15 protein-coding genes are annotated in these 15,144 nt (G+C 51.1%); 5 read left to right on the top strand and 10 right to left on the bottom strand.

Features of this window, described 5'->3' with window-relative positions:
- Window positions 1–5 precede the first annotated feature (5 nt).
- From hscA to uvrB, 7 genes are all read right to left on the bottom strand, one after another.
- The gene (gene hscA / locus Q8M75_RS06055; protein WP_305487378.1) at window positions 6–1,871 is read right to left on the bottom strand and encodes a Fe-S protein assembly chaperone HscA; all 1,866 of its coding nucleotides are present in this window, start codon (window positions 1,869–1,871) and stop codon (window positions 6–8) included.
- Between the two features lie 11 nt (window positions 1,872–1,882).
- Window positions 1,883–2,410 (bottom strand): Fe-S protein assembly co-chaperone HscB, encoded by a 528-nt coding sequence (gene hscB, locus Q8M75_RS06050; RefSeq protein WP_305487376.1) that lies wholly within the window; start codon window positions 2,408–2,410, stop codon window positions 1,883–1,885.
- Window positions 2,388–2,711: an iron-sulfur cluster assembly protein IscA gene (gene iscA / locus Q8M75_RS06045; protein WP_305487375.1), complete on the bottom strand. Its 324-nt coding sequence runs from the start codon at window positions 2,709–2,711 to the stop codon at window positions 2,388–2,390. Before iscA ends, hscB begins: the two co-directional genes overlap by 23 nt.
- 24 nt (window positions 2,712–2,735) lie before the next feature.
- A complete protein-coding gene (gene iscU / locus Q8M75_RS06040) occupies window positions 2,736–3,122 on the bottom strand; it encodes a Fe-S cluster assembly scaffold IscU (protein ID WP_108469385.1) in 387 nt (128 codons plus the stop codon).
- Between the two features lie 28 nt (window positions 3,123–3,150).
- Window positions 3,151–4,410, bottom strand: coding sequence for an IscS subfamily cysteine desulfurase (locus Q8M75_RS06035; RefSeq protein WP_305487373.1), 1,260 nt, complete (start codon window positions 4,408–4,410; stop codon window positions 3,151–3,153).
- 38 nt (window positions 4,411–4,448) lie between these two features.
- The gene (locus tag Q8M75_RS06030) at window positions 4,449–5,024 is read right to left on the bottom strand and encodes a Fe-S cluster assembly transcription factor (RefSeq protein WP_305487369.1); all 576 of its coding nucleotides are present in this window, start codon (window positions 5,022–5,024) and stop codon (window positions 4,449–4,451) included.
- A 117-nt stretch (window positions 5,025–5,141) separates the two neighbouring features.
- Entirely contained in the window at window positions 5,142–7,286 is a 2,145-nt protein-coding gene (gene uvrB / locus Q8M75_RS06025) for an excinuclease ABC subunit UvrB (protein WP_371131773.1), read from the bottom strand.
- 146 nt (window positions 7,287–7,432) lie between these two features.
- Between uvrB and Q8M75_RS06020 the strand changes: the two genes are divergently transcribed.
- Genes Q8M75_RS06020 through Q8M75_RS06000 form a run of 5 tightly spaced genes read left to right on the top strand, consistent with a single transcriptional unit; the run spans window position 7,433 to window position 11,764 of the window.
- Window positions 7,433–8,632: an amino acid aminotransferase gene (locus Q8M75_RS06020; protein WP_305487364.1), complete on the top strand. Its 1,200-nt coding sequence runs from the start codon at window positions 7,433–7,435 to the stop codon at window positions 8,630–8,632.
- Window positions 8,633–8,663: 31 nt separating this feature from the next.
- Entirely contained in the window at window positions 8,664–9,959 is a 1,296-nt protein-coding gene (locus Q8M75_RS06015; RefSeq protein ID WP_305487362.1) for a polyhydroxyalkanoate depolymerase, read from the top strand.
- A 35-nt stretch (window positions 9,960–9,994) separates the two neighbouring features.
- Window positions 9,995–10,693 (top strand): electron transport complex subunit RsxB, encoded by a 699-nt coding sequence (gene rsxB, locus Q8M75_RS06010; RefSeq protein ID WP_305487360.1) that lies wholly within the window; start codon window positions 9,995–9,997, stop codon window positions 10,691–10,693.
- Complete coding sequence (nth, locus tag Q8M75_RS06005; protein ID WP_305487359.1) at window positions 10,690–11,346, top strand: endonuclease III; 657 nt, start codon at window positions 10,690–10,692, stop codon at window positions 11,344–11,346. The genes rsxB and nth overlap by 4 nt, the downstream gene beginning before the upstream one ends.
- On the top strand, window positions 11,333–11,764 hold the full coding sequence (locus Q8M75_RS06000; protein WP_305487356.1) for a DUF1841 family protein: 432 nt from the start codon (window positions 11,333–11,335) through the stop codon (window positions 11,762–11,764). Before nth ends, Q8M75_RS06000 begins: the two co-directional genes overlap by 14 nt.
- Window position 11,765: 1 nt before the next feature.
- On the opposite strand, the gene Q8M75_RS05995 is transcribed toward Q8M75_RS06000, so the two are convergent.
- The 3 genes from Q8M75_RS05995 to Q8M75_RS05985 form a co-directional block, all read right to left on the bottom strand.
- The gene (locus tag Q8M75_RS05995) at window positions 11,766–12,194 is read right to left on the bottom strand and encodes an HIT family protein (protein ID WP_305487353.1); all 429 of its coding nucleotides are present in this window, start codon (window positions 12,192–12,194) and stop codon (window positions 11,766–11,768) included.
- 91 nt (window positions 12,195–12,285) lie between these two features.
- The gene (aceA, locus tag Q8M75_RS05990) at window positions 12,286–13,584 is read right to left on the bottom strand and encodes an isocitrate lyase (protein ID WP_305487352.1); all 1,299 of its coding nucleotides are present in this window, start codon (window positions 13,582–13,584) and stop codon (window positions 12,286–12,288) included.
- Window positions 13,585–13,883: 299 nt separating this feature from the next.
- Window positions 13,884–15,134 (bottom strand): MFS transporter, encoded by a 1,251-nt coding sequence (locus Q8M75_RS05985; RefSeq protein WP_305487350.1) that lies wholly within the window; start codon window positions 15,132–15,134, stop codon window positions 13,884–13,886.
- Between the last annotated feature and the right edge of the window lie 10 nt (window positions 15,135–15,144).

Raw genomic sequence — 15,144 nt, 5'->3', positions numbered from 1 at the left:
TTTAATTAAATTTCGGAAACACTTTTTCCCGTTAAGGCTTTTTGGATACTCGCGTTCATGCGCTTTTGCGCAAAATCATCGGTTGCTTTGGCGGCATGATCAACAGCGCGTCGCAACACATCGCTATCCTCCTCGGAGGACAGAATGCCTTGCAATGTTGCCATGGCCTGATCTACCGCAGTACGCTCAGCATCGCTTAATAAATACCCGTCACTATTTAAGGCGGCCTGCACTGCATCTAGTAAGCGCTGGGCTGATACTTGCTCTTCACGCAGGGCCCTGGCTTTTAAATCTACCTGAGCTGACGCAAAGCCATCTTGGAGCATCCGTGTAATGTCTGCATCACTTAAACCATAGGATGGTTTGATATCGATCGAGGCCTCAACGCCCGAGCCCTGCTCGGTAGCGCGCACCGATAACAAGCCATCAGCGTCCACCTGAAAGGTCACCCGAATGCGTGCCGCTCCAGCCACCATTGGCGGTATACCGCGGAGCTCAAACTGACCAAGTGAGCGGCAATCGGCCGAGGTTTCGCGCTCACCTTGAACCACATGCAAGGCCAACGCGGTTTGGCCATCCTTGAAGGTCGTGAATTCTTGTGCCCGAGCAACGGGTATGGGTGTGTTACGCGGAATAATCTTTTCCACCAAACCGCCCATGGTCTCAATGCCAAGCGAGAGCGGAATCACATCAAGCAACAACCATTCCTCATTCTTGCCTTGGTTGCCGGCAAGCAAGTCGGCCTGCATTGCGGCGCCCATGGCAACCACTTGATCGGGGTTCAAGTTATTTAGTGGCGCCGTACCAAAGAGCTCACCCACAGCGCGCTGTACATGCGGCATGCGCGTTGCGCCACCTACCATGACAACGCCTTTGATTTCTTCTGCCTTGAACCCAGAGTCACGCAATGCCTTGCGTACGGCTGCCAATGTTTTGGCGACCAAGTTTTGAGTCATCTCAAAAAATTGCGCCTGACTAACACCAACATTTACCACGGTACCGTCACTCAGTGTCTGGTGTACTCGCGCCAAGGGATTATGGCTTAGCTGCTCTTTGGCCGTTTTACAAGCCATCAGCAAAGCACGATGATCTTGAATTGAAATAGGGGCTAACTTGGCCTGTTCGATCACCCAGCAGTAAAGGCGATGATCAAAGTCATCCCCGCCCAATGCCGAATCACCGCCGGTAGATAAGACTTCGAAAACGCCTTTGCTCATCCGCAAAATCGAGATGTCAAAGGTGCCGCCACCTAAGTCATAAACTGCATAAAGGCCTTCGGATGCGTTATCGAGTCCATAGGCAATGGCTGCTGCAGTGGGTTCATTGAGCAGGCGCAAGACCTCGACCCCCGCTAATTTGGCGGCATCTTTCGTGGCCTGTCGCTGGGCATCGTCAAAGTAAGCTGGAACCGTAATCACAGCACCAACGATGTCATCGTTGACCGAATCTTCGGCCAACTGCCGCAGGCGCGCTAAGATTTCAGCGGATACTTCGATGGGGCTCTTGTCACCCGCAACGGTACGCAACTTGAGCATACCGGGCTGATCCACAAAGTCGTACGGGGCATTTTCCAAATGATCTACATCACCGAGGCCGCGACCCATAAAGCGCTTGACGGAGACAATCGTATTCTTGGGATCGCTGACTACACTCTCAAGCGCCTCAAATCCAGCTTGGGTTCTGCCGCTAGGCAGATAGCGCACAACCGATGGAAGCAATTCGCGCCCTTGCTCATCGGCCAAGACCTTTGGCAAGGCATCGCGCACCACCGCAACCAAGGAGTTCGTGGTGCCCAGATCAATGCCAATCGCAATACGCCGCTGGTGCGGCGCAAGCGACATTCCGGGTTCAGAAATTTGTAATAAAGCCATTGATCATTAACTCAAGCAAGTGCCGCAATGGCGTCATCTAATTCAGTAGCAAATTTATCGATAAACAAAAGGCCGCGCAGCAATTCGGCTGCTCGCTGGTAATTATGCGTCCGATCCATTGCCTCTGCCAATTCAACTAAAGCGGCCTTATATGCCGAGTCGACTTCAGTCGCCAATGCATCGAGCGCAGCAAAATCATCTGCGCTCTCCTCTAGACTATCGCGCCACGCCATTTGCTGCAATAGAAATGCCGTTGGCATGGCGGTATTGGTTTCTAAGTTCGCCTCTACGCCATGCAGTTTGCACAGGTACAAGCCGCGCTGAATCGGGTGCTTTAAGGTTTGGTGTGCTGTATTAGCCAAGGTAGCCATTTGCATTGCAATCCGCTGCTCACTGTCGCTACCTTGGGTATGGCGGTCGGGGTGAACTTCTTTTTGAATTGCGAGGTAGGCCTGATCCAGCTGCGCTAGATCCAAACTGAATTGCGGACTTAAACCAAAAAATTGAAAGTAATCCTCAGACGCGGAATGATTCGCCACAACCACACTCATCCTTCATGTTTGGATTCTGAAACTTAAAACCCTCATTGAGACCTTCTCGCACAAAGTCGAGTTCAGTGCCATCAAGGTATGCCAAGCTTTTAGGATCAACAAAAATCTTTACCCCGTTGGACTCAAACATCTGATCCTCGGGGGCGGCATCGTCCACATACTCCAACTGATAGGCTAGGCCAGAACAGCCGGTTGTGCGAACGCCCAGACGCAAGCCGCACCCTTTGCCACGCTTCTGAAGGTTGCGATTGACGTGTGCAGCTGCTTTTTGAGTGAGTGTAATTGCCATAAGGATTCCTAAGTGCAGATCAACTTAATTGCCCGGGTGCTTTTCTTTGTAATCTTGAACCGCCGCCTTAATGGCGTCCTCTGCCAAGATGGAGCAGTGGATTTTGACCGGTGGTAAGGCCAACTCTTCGGCTATCAAGGAGTTTTTAATCTCCAAAGCCTGATCGAGCGTCTTGCCCTTAACCCACTCAGTGACGAGCGAGGAAGATGCGATCGCCGATCCGCATCCGTAGGTTTTGAACTTTGCATCTTCAATAATGCCCTGCTCGTTCACCCGAATTTGCAATTTCATGACATCGCCGCAGGCTGGTGCACCCACCATGCCAGTACCGACGTTGTCATCAGTTTTTGCAAAGGAACCCACATTACGGGGGTTTTCATAATGATCAATTACTTTATCGCTATATGCCATGGTTCTTTCTCCTACTGTCTTAATCTGTTTAGTGGGCAGCCCACTGAATCGTACTCAAATCAATGCCGTCTTTGAACATCTCCCATAAAGGCGACAGTTCGCGGAGCTTGGCGATCTTTTCTTTAACCAATTGCACCGTAAAGTCAACTTCCTCTTCGGTGGTAAACCGGCCAATGGTAAAGCGAATGGAGCTGTGTGCCAGCTCATCATTACGACCTAGAGCACGCAATACATAGGATGGCTCCAAGGATGCCGAGGTGCACGCCGATCCCGATGAAATCGCGATGTCTTTCAAAGCCATCAGCATCGATTCGCCTTCAACGTAATTAAAGCTAATGTTGAGGTTGTGTGCCACACGTTGATCCATATCACCATTGACATAAACCTCTTCAATATCCTGCAGGCCACTTAAGAGGCGATCGCGCAAGGCACGAATGCGTTTGTTTTCTTCAATCATGTCGAGGCGGGCAAATTTAAACGCTTCACCCATGCCGACAATTTGATGCACCGGCAATGTTCCCGAGCGCATACCCCGCTCATGACCGCCACCATGAATTTGCGCTTCAATCCGGATGCGGGGCTTGCGACGCACGAACAAAGCGCCAATGCCTTTAGGGCCGTAGGATTTGTGTGCAGAAAAACTCATCAAATCCACTTTGATTTTTTCTAAGTCAATTTCAATCTTGCCCGTCGCTTGCGCTGCATCCACGTGCAGGATGATGCCTTTTGAGCGGGTAAGTTCGCCAATGCGGGGAATATCCTGAATCACGCCAATCTCATTGTTGACGTACATCACCGACACCAGAATCGTATCGGGACGAATGGCCGCCTGCAAGACGTCAAAATCAATCAGGCCATTGGGTAATACGTCCAGGTACGTGACTTCAAACCCTTCCCGCTCGAGTTCACGGCAGGTATCGAGAGTTGCCTTGTGCTCGGTTTTAATAGTGATGAGGTGCTTGCCCTTTTCTTGATAAAAGTGCGCCGCTCCCTTTACCGCCAAATTAATACTTTCGGTTGCGCCGCTGGTCCAAACAATCTCGCGGGGATCGGCATGCACCAACTTTGCTACCTCATTGCGCGCCTCCTCAACGGCCTCTTCTGCAGCCCAGCCAAAGGCATGGCTACGCGATGCCGCATTACCAAACTGCTCGCGCAGATAAGGAATCATCTTGTCGACCACGCGCGGGTCAATCGGCGTGGTGGCAGAGTAGTCCATATAGACTGGAAAATGCTTGGGGCTAAACAGCGATACGGGCTGGATGGCTTTGGTTTCAGGTGCGTTCATAAATAAATCTTCAGTAGTAAACGATGTAGTATTAAAACTTAACTTTGCCGAGCAAGGTTAAAGACGGAATTCACGAGTAATGGCTTAGCAGCGATGCTAGATTCTTTTTTAGCGAGCGGCGCAGGCGCTGCTTTCATGACCTTGATTGGTTCTACTTTGACTTTGCGCTCACGCAAATCGTGCACAACCTGACCGCGGTCTGCTTGTTGCGCGACTAAATCACGGAGCGATACCGATGCAAGGTATTCCACCATGCGGGTATTGAGATTGGCCCACAAATCGTGCGTCATGCAGCGGCCATGTTCCTCATCATCACCGTGGCAATTGCCTTTGCCGCCACACTGGGTTGCATCCAGGGGCTCGTCCACCGCAACAATAATATCGGCCACACTAACCTCTTCGGGCTTGCGCGCTAAGGTATAACCGCCGCCAGGGCCGCGTGTGCTCTCGACGATATTAAAGCGGCGTAACTTACCGAACAGCTGCTCAAGGTAAGAAAGTGAAATATGTTGCCTTTGGCTAATGCCAGCTAGGGTAACGGGGCCGTGGGCCTCCCGTAGCGCCAGATCAATCATGGCGGTTACTGCAAAACGACCTTTTGTTGTAAGTCTCATATGGCACCTTGGTAATGGATTGTTATGGACAGCGCACAGTCGGGCGGGTAATACCCAACCGTTATGATCAAGAATAACAGATACCCGACTAATTTGCTCGGGTACTACCCATTTTGGCTATAGGGCATCTTGGGATAAGGCGCCAAAGGCCATTTCTTTGACCTTACTGAGGCGATCGCGGGTGGTGGCGGCCTTCTCAAACTCGAGATTCTTGGCTTCTGCATTCATTTGCTTCTCTAGGCGCTTGATTTCTGCTGAGAGCGCCCGCTCACTCATCCCGGCGTAGTGGGCCTGCTCTTCTGCGGCCACAAACTCGGAGCGCTTCTCTTTGACGTCATAAACCCCATCAATGATGTCTTTAATGCGTTTGCTGACCCCGCGTGGCTCAATGCCATGGTCCTTATTAAAGGCAATCTGCTTGGTGCGGCGACGCTCGGTCTCATCCATCGCGCGGCGCATCGAATCCGTAATGCGATCGGCATACAAGATGGCTTTGCCATTCATATTGCGCGCTGCCCTGCCGATGGTTTGAATCAGACTGCGTTCCGAGCGCAAAAAGCCCTCCTTATCCGCATCCAAAATCGCCACCAGCGACACCTCCGGAATATCCAGACCCTCTCGCAGCAAATTAATCCCAACGAGAACATCAAATGCGCCTAGGCGTAAGTCTCGAATAATTTCGACGCGCTCTACCGTATCAATATCGGAGTGCACGTAGCGCACCTTGACGCCGTTATCAGACAAGAAATCAGTGAGTTGCTCGGCCATCCGTTTGGTTAACACCGTAACCAAGACGCGCTCACCCACCTTCACGCGTTCATGAATTTGATTGAGCAAATCATCCACTTGCGAACTTGCGGGCAAAACTTCGATCTGTGGATCCACGAGGCCCGTTGGCCTGGCTACTTGCTCCACCACCTGCCCCGTTTTGCTGGCCTCATAGTCAGCCGGCGTCGCCGAAACAAAAACGGCTTGGCGCATTTTGGTTTCAAACTCCGGAAACTTCAGCGGCCGGTTATCCAGCGCCGATGGCAGTCGAAAGCCAAAGTCCACCAAAGTCTGTTTGCGTGACCGATCGCCGTTGTACATGGCGTTTAACTGCCCAATCATGACGTGACTCTCATCTAGAAACATCAACGCATCTTGGGGCAGATAGTCGACCAAGGTCGGCGGCGACTCGCCTGGCTTTGCGCCCGATAAATGGCGCGAGTAATTTTCAATGCCTTTGCAAAACCCTAACTCATTGAGCATCTCGAGATCAAAGCGCGTGCGCTGCTCTAGGCGCTGGGCCTCTACTAGCTTGCCATCCTTCACAAACTCAGCCAAGCGATCACGCAATTCAGTTTTGATAGTCTCAATGGCATTCAGCACAGTTTCCCGAGGCGTGACGTAATGCGAGCTGGGGTAAACCGTAAAGCGCGGAATTTTTTGTTTGATGCGGCCCGTGAGGGGATCAAAAAATTGCAGGCTTTCAATCACATCATCGAATAACTCAACCCGTACCGCGAGCTCATTGTGTTCGGCAGGAAAAATATCGATGGTATCGCCACGCACGCGAAATACACCCCGCTGAAAATCCATTTCATTTCGGTCATATTGCATTGCAATTAAGCGGGTCACGATCTCACGCTGGCTCATTTTGTCGCCAGGCCGCAGAGTCATCACCATGCTGTGGTAATCCCCTGGATTACCGATACCGTATATCGCCGAGACCGATGCCACAATCACAACGTCACGGCGCTCCAATAAACTCTTGGTGGCGGACAAACGCATCTGTTCAATGTGTTCATTGATGGCCGAATCCTTTTCAATAAAAAGATCACGATGCGGCACGTAGGCTTCGGGCTGGTAATAGTCGTAATAGCTCACGAAGTATTCGACCGCATTGCGCGGAAAAAACTCCCGGAATTCGCTATACAGTTGCGCGGCTAAGGTCTTGTTCGGGGCAAAGACGATGGCAGGTCGACCCATACGGGCAATCACATTGGCCATAGTGAAGGTTTTGCCCGAACCCGTCACGCCCAACAGGGTCTGAAAGGATAGGCCGTCCTCAATTCCGGTGACCAACAGATCAATGGCTTGAGGCTGATCCCCTGCCGGAGGAAAAGGCTGATACAACTCAAATGGGGAGTCCGGAAAACGCACAAACTTAGCCTGATCCAGCCCCTCTGGCGCGCTGCTGAGCGGCAGCTCTGCCTCTAAGCTGGCAGCGATGGGTTTAGGGCTTGGTTTCGGGGACTTTGGGGGCATCTCGGCTATCATTTCATCTGCAAACCATTTCACAGAGAATTTCACATAAACGTTGATTTTGCCGTTTTTATCTAAAGATAGTCAGCCATTCCTCAAAAAATCACCCATTCTTTAAGATCCAGCCTTCTTTTCAACCACTTACAGACGCCCAATACCCCATGAACCTGTTTTCCTCAGTACAACTTGCCCCTAAAGACCCCATTTTTGGCCTGACCGAGGCTTATGTGGCCGATCAAAATCCAGAAAAGGTAAATTTAGGTGTTGGTGTTTACTACACCGATGAGGGCAAGGTGCCTTTGCTCAAGGCCGTAATTGAGGCTGAAAAAGAAATCGTTGGTAAACAGTCGCCCCGTAGCTACATCCCGATTGAGGGTCCAAGCCCCTACAACATGGGCGTGCAAAAACTCCTTTTCGGCGAAGACTCCCCATTAATTAAAGATGGTCGCGTCGTTACTGCAGAGTGCCTTGGGGGCACGGGTGCTTTACGCGTCGGCGGCGACTTTGTGCGGCGCATTGAACCAAACGTACCGGCAGCTATTAGCAATCCGAGCTGGGAAAACCACCGCGGCGTTTTTGAGGCCGCCGGTTACGAAGTACTTGAGTACACCTACTTTGATAGCAAAACTCGCGGGGTCGATTTTTCTGGGATGGTTAAGTCCCTCAAGTCATTTCCAAAACGCACTTTGGTTGTATTGCATGTCTGCTGTCACAACCCCACCGGCGCCGACCTCAACAAGGAACAATGGCTCAAGGTCATTGAGATCTGCCGTGAGCGCGACCTCATTCCCTTTTTAGATATGGCCTACCAAGGTTTTGCTCAAGGCATTGAAGAGGACGGACTTGCTGCGCGGCTATTTGCTGAATCGGGTATGTCCTTTTTTGTTTCCAGCTCCTTTTCAAAATCATTCTCCTTGTATGGCGAACGTGTAGGCGCTTTGTCTATCGTGACCCAAAGCCGAGATGAGTCTGCGCGCGTACTCTCGCAACTCAAGCGTGTGATTCGTACGAACTACTCCAACCCACCAACCCATGGTGGCGCAATTGTGGCTGCGGTGCTCAATAACCCCAAGCTACGTCAGCAGTGGGAGGATGAGCTTGCATTGATGCGTGATCGTATTAAGGCCATGCGCCATGAGCTGGTTGTGCGCTTGGCCGCAAACGGCGCAAAACAGGATTTTGGTTTTATTGAGTCACAACGCGGCATGTTCTCCTATTCGGGACTTACTGCAGAACAGGTGGCACGCCTGCAAAAGGAAGACAGCATTTTCGCCCTGTCCACCGGCCGCATTTGCGTTGCAGCCCTCAATACCAAGAATATTGATCGTGTGGCCAAAGCAATTGCCCGCGTCTTAGCGTAAAGGCGGTTACACTGGTTTTCTAGGAGGCGTCATGCTATATCAACTGTACGAGTTCCAAAAAGCCTTGCTGCAGCCATTGAGCTCGTGGGCACAAACAGCATCTGAGACGTTTGTGAATGCATCCAATCCATTATCAAAAATGCCTGGGGCGGAACGCATCGCCGCAAGCTATGAATTACTCCACCGACTTGGAAAAGAGTATAAGAAACCCGAATTTGGAATTCGTGCTGTAAAGGCGCATGGTCGTGATGTCGCCATTCACGAAATCACTACACTTGAAAAGCCGTTTTGCAATTTAATTCGCTTTAAGCGCTATTCGGATGATCTTGAAGTCATCAAGAAACTCAAAGAAGATCCGGTTGTTCTAGTGGTTGCGCCACTCTCAGGGCATCACTCCACCCTATTACGCGACACGGTACGAACTCTGCTTCAGGACCACAAGGTCTACATCACCGATTGGCTCGATGCACGCACTGTGCCGGCTGACAAAGGTGAATTCGGGCTTGATGATTACGTTCATTACATTCAAGAATTTATCCGCACCATCGGCCCAAAAAATCTGCACGTGATCTCTGTGTGCCAACCAACGGTACCCACCTTAGGCGCCATTTCCCTCATGGCATCGAACGGCGAAGAAACCCCCGCCTCCATGATCATGATGGGCGGTCCAATTGATGCCCGCAAATCACCCACCGCAGTCAATTCTTTGGCCGATAAAAAATCATACGAGTGGTTCGAAAGCCACGTGATTTATGAAGTGCCTCAGCCCCATGCTGGAGCTGGGCGCCGTGTCTACCCTGGTTTCTTACAGCACACGGGCTTTATTGCCATGAACCCCCAAAATCACATGCAATCGCATTGGGATTATTTTCAGAATCTGGTGCGCGGTGATGAGCTTGACGCTAAAGCACACATTCGTTTTTACGACGAGTACAACGCGGTTTTGGATATGGATGCAAAGTACTACTTAGACACCATCAAAACCGTGTTTCAAGAATATGCCCTGCCCAGTGGTACCTGGAAAGTTTCTGGCAAGTTAGTCAAACCCCATGACATTACCGATGTGGCGCTACTGACTATCGAGGGTGAGCTTGATGACATTTCTGGTAGCGGCCAAACCCGCGCTGCACATAAATTGTGTAAAAGCATCCCTACGGAACGCAAGGATCATTACGAAGTCGTTGGAGCCGGTCACTACGGTATTTTTTCAGGCCGACGCTGGCGTGAGAAGGTGTATCCCCGCATTAAAGACTTTATCCGTGCGCACGAGCAAACTTCCAAGGCATCAAAAAAGAAGGTGGCCAAAGCAGTTTTTGCGAGTGACTAAGTTCGCAGTTCGTACTGATTGCTAATAAACACTGCATGAATCCAGTTGAACTCTGCAATCAACTCGATGGTGTGCTACCTCAAACCCAATGTACCAAGTGCGGTTACCCCGACTGCCGATCCTATGCGGCAGCAATGGCCGATGAGGGAGTCCTACCGAACCGCTGCCCTCCTGGAGGCGCCGAAGGAATACAGCGCCTAAGCTCTATCTTGATGGCATCTGGACGGCAACTTCCACCCCATCTTCAACTGGAACCCGAGTGCGGTATCGAGCGGCCACGGCCAGTTGCCCTAATTGATCCCAAAACCTGCATCGGTTGCACCCTCTGCATACAAGCCTGTCCAGTTGATGCGATTGTGGGCGCATCCAAACAAATGCATGTTGTCCTGACCGAGTGGTGCACGGGTTGCGATCTTTGCGTACCGCCCTGCCCGGTTGATTGCATCAGCATGGTTTCGGCGACAGAAAATCGGACTGGCTGGGATGCATGGACGCCCGAACAGGCCGCTCTATCCCGTGCACGCTACCACGGGCGTGAAGATCGCCTAGAGCGCGAGGAGCGCGATAACAACCTACGCCTATCTAAAAAAGCCGAGGCCAAGTTAAAGGCGCTGAACGAGATCGATGGCGCTGCGAGCCAATCGGTAGCACGAGAGACCGAGCGCAAACGTGCGATCATTGCAGCAGCGATTGAGCGCGCAAAGTTAGCTGCAAACAAGAACAATACAAAATGAATCTCGAACAGCGCACTGCTTTTTTTGCCCAACTGAAAGCAAACAATCCCAATCCGGAGACGGAGCTTGAGTACAGCTCACCTTTTGAGTTACTGGTTGCGGTCTTGCTCTCAGCGCAGGCAACCGACATATCCGTTAATAAAGGCACACGTCAGTTATTCAAGATAGCCAACACGCCCGCCGCCTTACTGGCTTTAGGCGAAGATGGTGTTCGGCCCTTCATCGAGCATATTGGCCTCTTTCGCACCAAAGGCAAACATTTACAAGAAACCTGCCGCCTCTTGCTAGAGCGGCATGGTGGCGAAGTCCCTCGCACCCGCGAAGCACTCGAAGCACTGCCGGGAGTAGGTCGCAAAACAGCCAACGTTATTTTAAATACGGCATTTGGTGAGCCCACCATGGCAGTCGATACCCATATCTTCAGGGTATCTAACCGCACCGGTCTTGCTCCTGGAAAAGATGTGCTGAAAGTCGAGCAGCAACTACTCAAGCGAGTTCCAAAAGAATATTTACTGGATGCGCATCACTGGCTTATCTTGCATGGACGCTATGTTTGTAAAGCGCGATCGCCGGAATGCGCCCAATGCATAGTGGAGCCGCTGTGCGGCTACCGGCAAAAAACGGGGAAAGGACAAATTCGTGGCGCTATTTAATCCAAGCCGAGAGGAAGTTCGGCGTTTCTTTTGCGATACCTGGCAGAAGAAACAGGCCAATACTATTTTGACCCCACTGGAAACGCTGGCCGGCCAGTGGATGGAGCAGCACCCCGAGCACCATGCCTTGCTGAGCGATAGCGATACGGCATTAAGCCAAGATTACACACCAGAGCGTGGCGAAACCAATCCCTTCCTGCACCTATCGATGCACTTATCGATTAGCGAACAGATCTCAATCGATCAACCGCCCGGCATTCGGCACGTCGCCAGTGTTATTGCGAAGCGACTGGATTCGGAGCACGAAGCGCAGCACCGCATCATGGAGTGCCTAGGTCAGGTCTTATGGGAATCCCAGCGGGATGGTGGGCAACTGAGCCCTGAAAAATACCTGCTGGCCTTAAAACAACTGATTTAGTTTAGGACAGCGTGGCAATCGCGGCGCGAATAGCCTGAGGCAACTCTAATGCCTGCTGACGGCGCATTTTCAAGGTGGCGTCCGATGTATCTCGCAAGCGATTGGACCAAGCCGATCCTGGAAAAAATGCATCATCCTCAAAGCGCGGAATCACATGCCAGTGGATGTGGGGAACTTGATTACCGAGTGCTGCTAGATTGATTTTGTTTGGACGCATGACTGAACCTACTGCACCTTCAACCGCAAATACCAAGTGCATTAATAGGTCCCGCTCACCGTAGCTGAGTTGGGTCATTTCAGCAATGTGCCGATTCCAGATCACGCGGCAAAATCCCGGTAAATCCGGGTCATCCACCAAGACGACGCGGCAATCATCGCCACGCCAAATTAGCGTGCCACCCTCTTCTGAACATAAAACGCAATTGACCATTGAGCCAATGTAAACGAAAACAGCGCCAAAGTCACCCTTCTGAGGCAAACTTGGCGCTGCGATACTGCCGCTACTGGTATGTTGCGAATGCTTAGTGGAACTGCTCTTCTTCGGTTGAGCCGGTCAATGCAGTTACAGAAGACTTACCACCTTGAATTACGGTGGTGATGTCATCAAAGTAACCAGTACCCACTTCTTGCTGATGCGATACAAAGGTATAACCGCGATCGCGCGCTGCAAACTCGGGTTCTTGAACCTTCTCAACATACGCCGTCATGCCGCGCTTGGAGTAGTCTTGCGCCAAGTCGAACATGTTGTACCACATCGAGTGAATGCCAGCGAGGGTAATAAATTGATACTTGTAACCCATTGCACCGAGCTCGCGCTGGAATTTAGCAATGGTTGCATCGTCGAGGTTTTTCTTCCAATTGAACGATGGCGAGCAGTTGTATGCCAACATCTTGCCGGGGAACTTGGCACGAATCGCTTCTGCAAACTTACGCGCAAAATCCAAGTCTGGCGTCCCCGTCTCACACCACACCATGTCAGCGTAAGCAGCGTAAGCTAGGCCGCGCGAGATCGCTTGATCGAGGCCCTTGCGCGTTTTATAGAATCCTTCTGGCGTGCGTTCACCCGTTAAGAATGGCTTATCGTTTTCGTCGTAGTCGGATGTCAATAAGTCTGCTGCCTCAGCATCGGTACGCGCCAAAATAATCGTAGGCACACCCATGACATCTGCTGCCAAACGAGCTGATACCAATTTCTGTACTGACTCGGTAGTAGGCAAGAGCACCTTACCGCCCAAGTGACCGCATTTTTTTACGGACGATAGTTGGTCTTCAAAGTGGACACCAGCAGCGCCCTGCTTAATTAATGCTTTACTGAGTTCGTAGGCGTTTAATACGCCACCAAAGCCGGCTTCCGCATCGGCAACGATGGGCGCATAGTAATCAATGTAGTCCTTGTCACCGGGATTTATGCCTTTTGCCCACTGAATTTGGTCGGCACGCTCAAATGAGTTATTGATGCGCTCTACCATCTTCGGTACCGAGTCCACTGGATACAGGGATTGGTCGGGGTACATCGCCGCATAAGAATTACCATCGGCAGCAACTTGCCAGCCTGATAAATAAATCGCCTTGATGCCCGCCTTAACCTGCTGCATTGCTTGCCCGCCCGTGAGCGCGCCCAAACAATTGACGTAGGCTTCGTTGTTGACTTGATTCCACAACTTCTCTGCGCCAGCCTTGGCTAAGGAATACTCAATCCGCAGCGAACCGCGCAAACGCACAACATCTTCTGCGGTATAGCCACGCTTGATGCCATTCCAACGGGGGTTGGTATCCCAGTCCTTCTGGATTTTTGCTGCTTCTTCTTTACGCTTGTCCATATTGCTCTCCTTAGATATAAAACAATTGACTAAAAAAATCGTTGAACTGGACTGGGCCACCTGAACTCAAAGCAGTGACGAAGTCTTATGTCTTATATAAGAGTATAGGGAGGTTTACAGCGGAGACAATAGCAATTAGTTGACACTAAAAAATAAATAATCTTATTAAATTCAGATACTTAAATTTTATTTATTGCAATGTGAAATGATTTGCCACGGCTTGAAAGCCTGTGGAACATGATCAATAGGGGCAGATTTTGCCTATGAAAACAGCTTTTCGTATTATGAAAAGCAAGTGGCTACTGGGTTTTTGGCATCCCCGCATTAGCATTGGAGGCGACTACTTTGACCGCAGTCAGAATCAATAGTAACTGTAAAAAGGCAACGCCCAGGAAGAGTGAATTGGGCTTACCGGCATCGAGCAAGATGCCGAATAACAAAGGCCCCACGGCGGCGCCGAGATCAATACCAGAGTAGACAATGCCATACACACTACCCGATACGCCTTGCGGGGTTGCTGAACGAATCATCATGTCACGCGATGGCGCAGCGATACCAAGACCGCAGCCAATCATAAAAAAGAGCCCCGGCACTAATGCAGCGGTCACAAACTCCGCTCCAATCAAGAGGCTAATGACCGCGCACGCAAACAAGCAAGTGCCGACGATACGATCGGGCATTTTGAGTTTGGCTGCCATGATGCCGCCGACAATCATTCCTGCCGCACTTCCTAGGGCCATCAAGGTAATTGAAAAATTACCCGCAGTAACTGGAATGCCATAGAGTTGATTCAGCGCACTCGGCGCAAAAGACTGGATGCCTGCCATGGCAATCATGCTGAAGAAAAAGAAGAGCCAGCACAACCAAACCGACGTTAACTTTAAAAAGGCAAATGCACTTTGCGGCGCGCGCCCAGGGTTCGCCTCTTCTGCGGCCTTGATGGCGCTCGCACGGCGATGCTGGGCGTCATCGATCAAGTCGCCCCGATTGAACCAAAGTACTACTAAGATTAGAGTCTCTAAGACTGCTGCGCACAGCAGTGCGATGCGCCAATCCGCAAGCGCGGCTATTCCAGCCATAAAGACGGGGGCTACCGCCCAACCTAGATAACCCGTTACGCCATGTGCCGAATAGGCATAGGGCAAACGCGGCACAGATACCTTGTGATTAATTAAGGTGTAATCTACCGGATGAAAGACACCATTGCCACAGCCCGCAATCACCGCACCTAGCATCAACAGAGCGTAACCATTGCTTTGCGAGAGCACGATTGCGGATAGGGCCAATAGACCGACGCCAGCGAAGAGGACTGGCCGAGCCCCAATGCGGTCAACTAAAAATCCAGAAGCCGCCTGCACAATGCAAGAGACCACAAAGAAAACGGACATTAGGAGACCGAGCTCTGCGTAGCTGAGGGCGAACTCTGCCTTCAGCCACGGAAAGAGTGGCGGCAAAATCAGGTGGAAGAAATGCGAGCTGCCGTGTGCCAAGCTCAATAAACTAATCACTCGGACATCACTGGCACGCGCACTAGCATGCGTCACAGTCATGACCCGAGTT

Source organism: Polynucleobacter sp. (genome assembly GCF_030693775.1).
Taxonomy (GTDB): Bacteria; Pseudomonadota; Gammaproteobacteria; order Burkholderiales; family Burkholderiaceae; genus Polynucleobacter.
The sequence above is the reverse complement of the archived record's forward strand: the minus strand, read 5'-3'. Positions and strand labels throughout refer to the sequence as shown.

Coding starts and splice junctions, on each gene's coding strand:
- hscA (WP_305487378.1), bottom strand. CDS start 1,871: ATGGCTTTATTACAAATTTCTGAACCCGGAATGTCGCTTGCGCCGCAC.
- iscA (WP_305487375.1), bottom strand. CDS start 2,711: ATGGCAATTACACTCACTCAAAAAGCAGCTGCACACGTCAATCGCAAC.
- iscU (WP_108469385.1), bottom strand. CDS start 3,122: ATGGCATATAGCGATAAAGTAATTGATCATTATGAAAACCCCCGTAAT.
- Q8M75_RS06035 (WP_305487373.1), bottom strand. CDS start 4,410: ATGAACGCACCTGAAACCAAAGCCATCCAGCCCGTATCGCTGTTTAGC.
- Q8M75_RS06030 (WP_305487369.1), bottom strand. CDS start 5,024: ATGAGACTTACAACAAAAGGTCGTTTTGCAGTAACCGCCATGATTGAT.
- uvrB (WP_371131773.1), bottom strand. CDS start 7,286: ATGATAGCCGAGATGCCCCCAAAGTCCCCGAAACCAAGCCCTAAACCC.
- Q8M75_RS06020 (WP_305487364.1), top strand. CDS start 7,433: ATGAACCTGTTTTCCTCAGTACAACTTGCCCCTAAAGACCCCATTTTT.
- Q8M75_RS06015 (WP_305487362.1), top strand. CDS start 8,664: ATGCTATATCAACTGTACGAGTTCCAAAAAGCCTTGCTGCAGCCATTG.
- rsxB (WP_305487360.1), top strand. CDS start 9,995: ATGAATCCAGTTGAACTCTGCAATCAACTCGATGGTGTGCTACCTCAA.
- nth (WP_305487359.1), top strand. CDS start 10,690: ATGAATCTCGAACAGCGCACTGCTTTTTTTGCCCAACTGAAAGCAAAC.
- Q8M75_RS05995 (WP_305487353.1), bottom strand. CDS start 12,194: ATGGTCAATTGCGTTTTATGTTCAGAAGAGGGTGGCACGCTAATTTGG.
- aceA (WP_305487352.1), bottom strand. CDS start 13,584: ATGGACAAGCGTAAAGAAGAAGCAGCAAAAATCCAGAAGGACTGGGAT.
- Q8M75_RS05985 (WP_305487350.1), bottom strand. CDS start 15,134: ATGACTGTGACGCATGCTAGTGCGCGTGCCAGTGATGTCCGAGTGATT.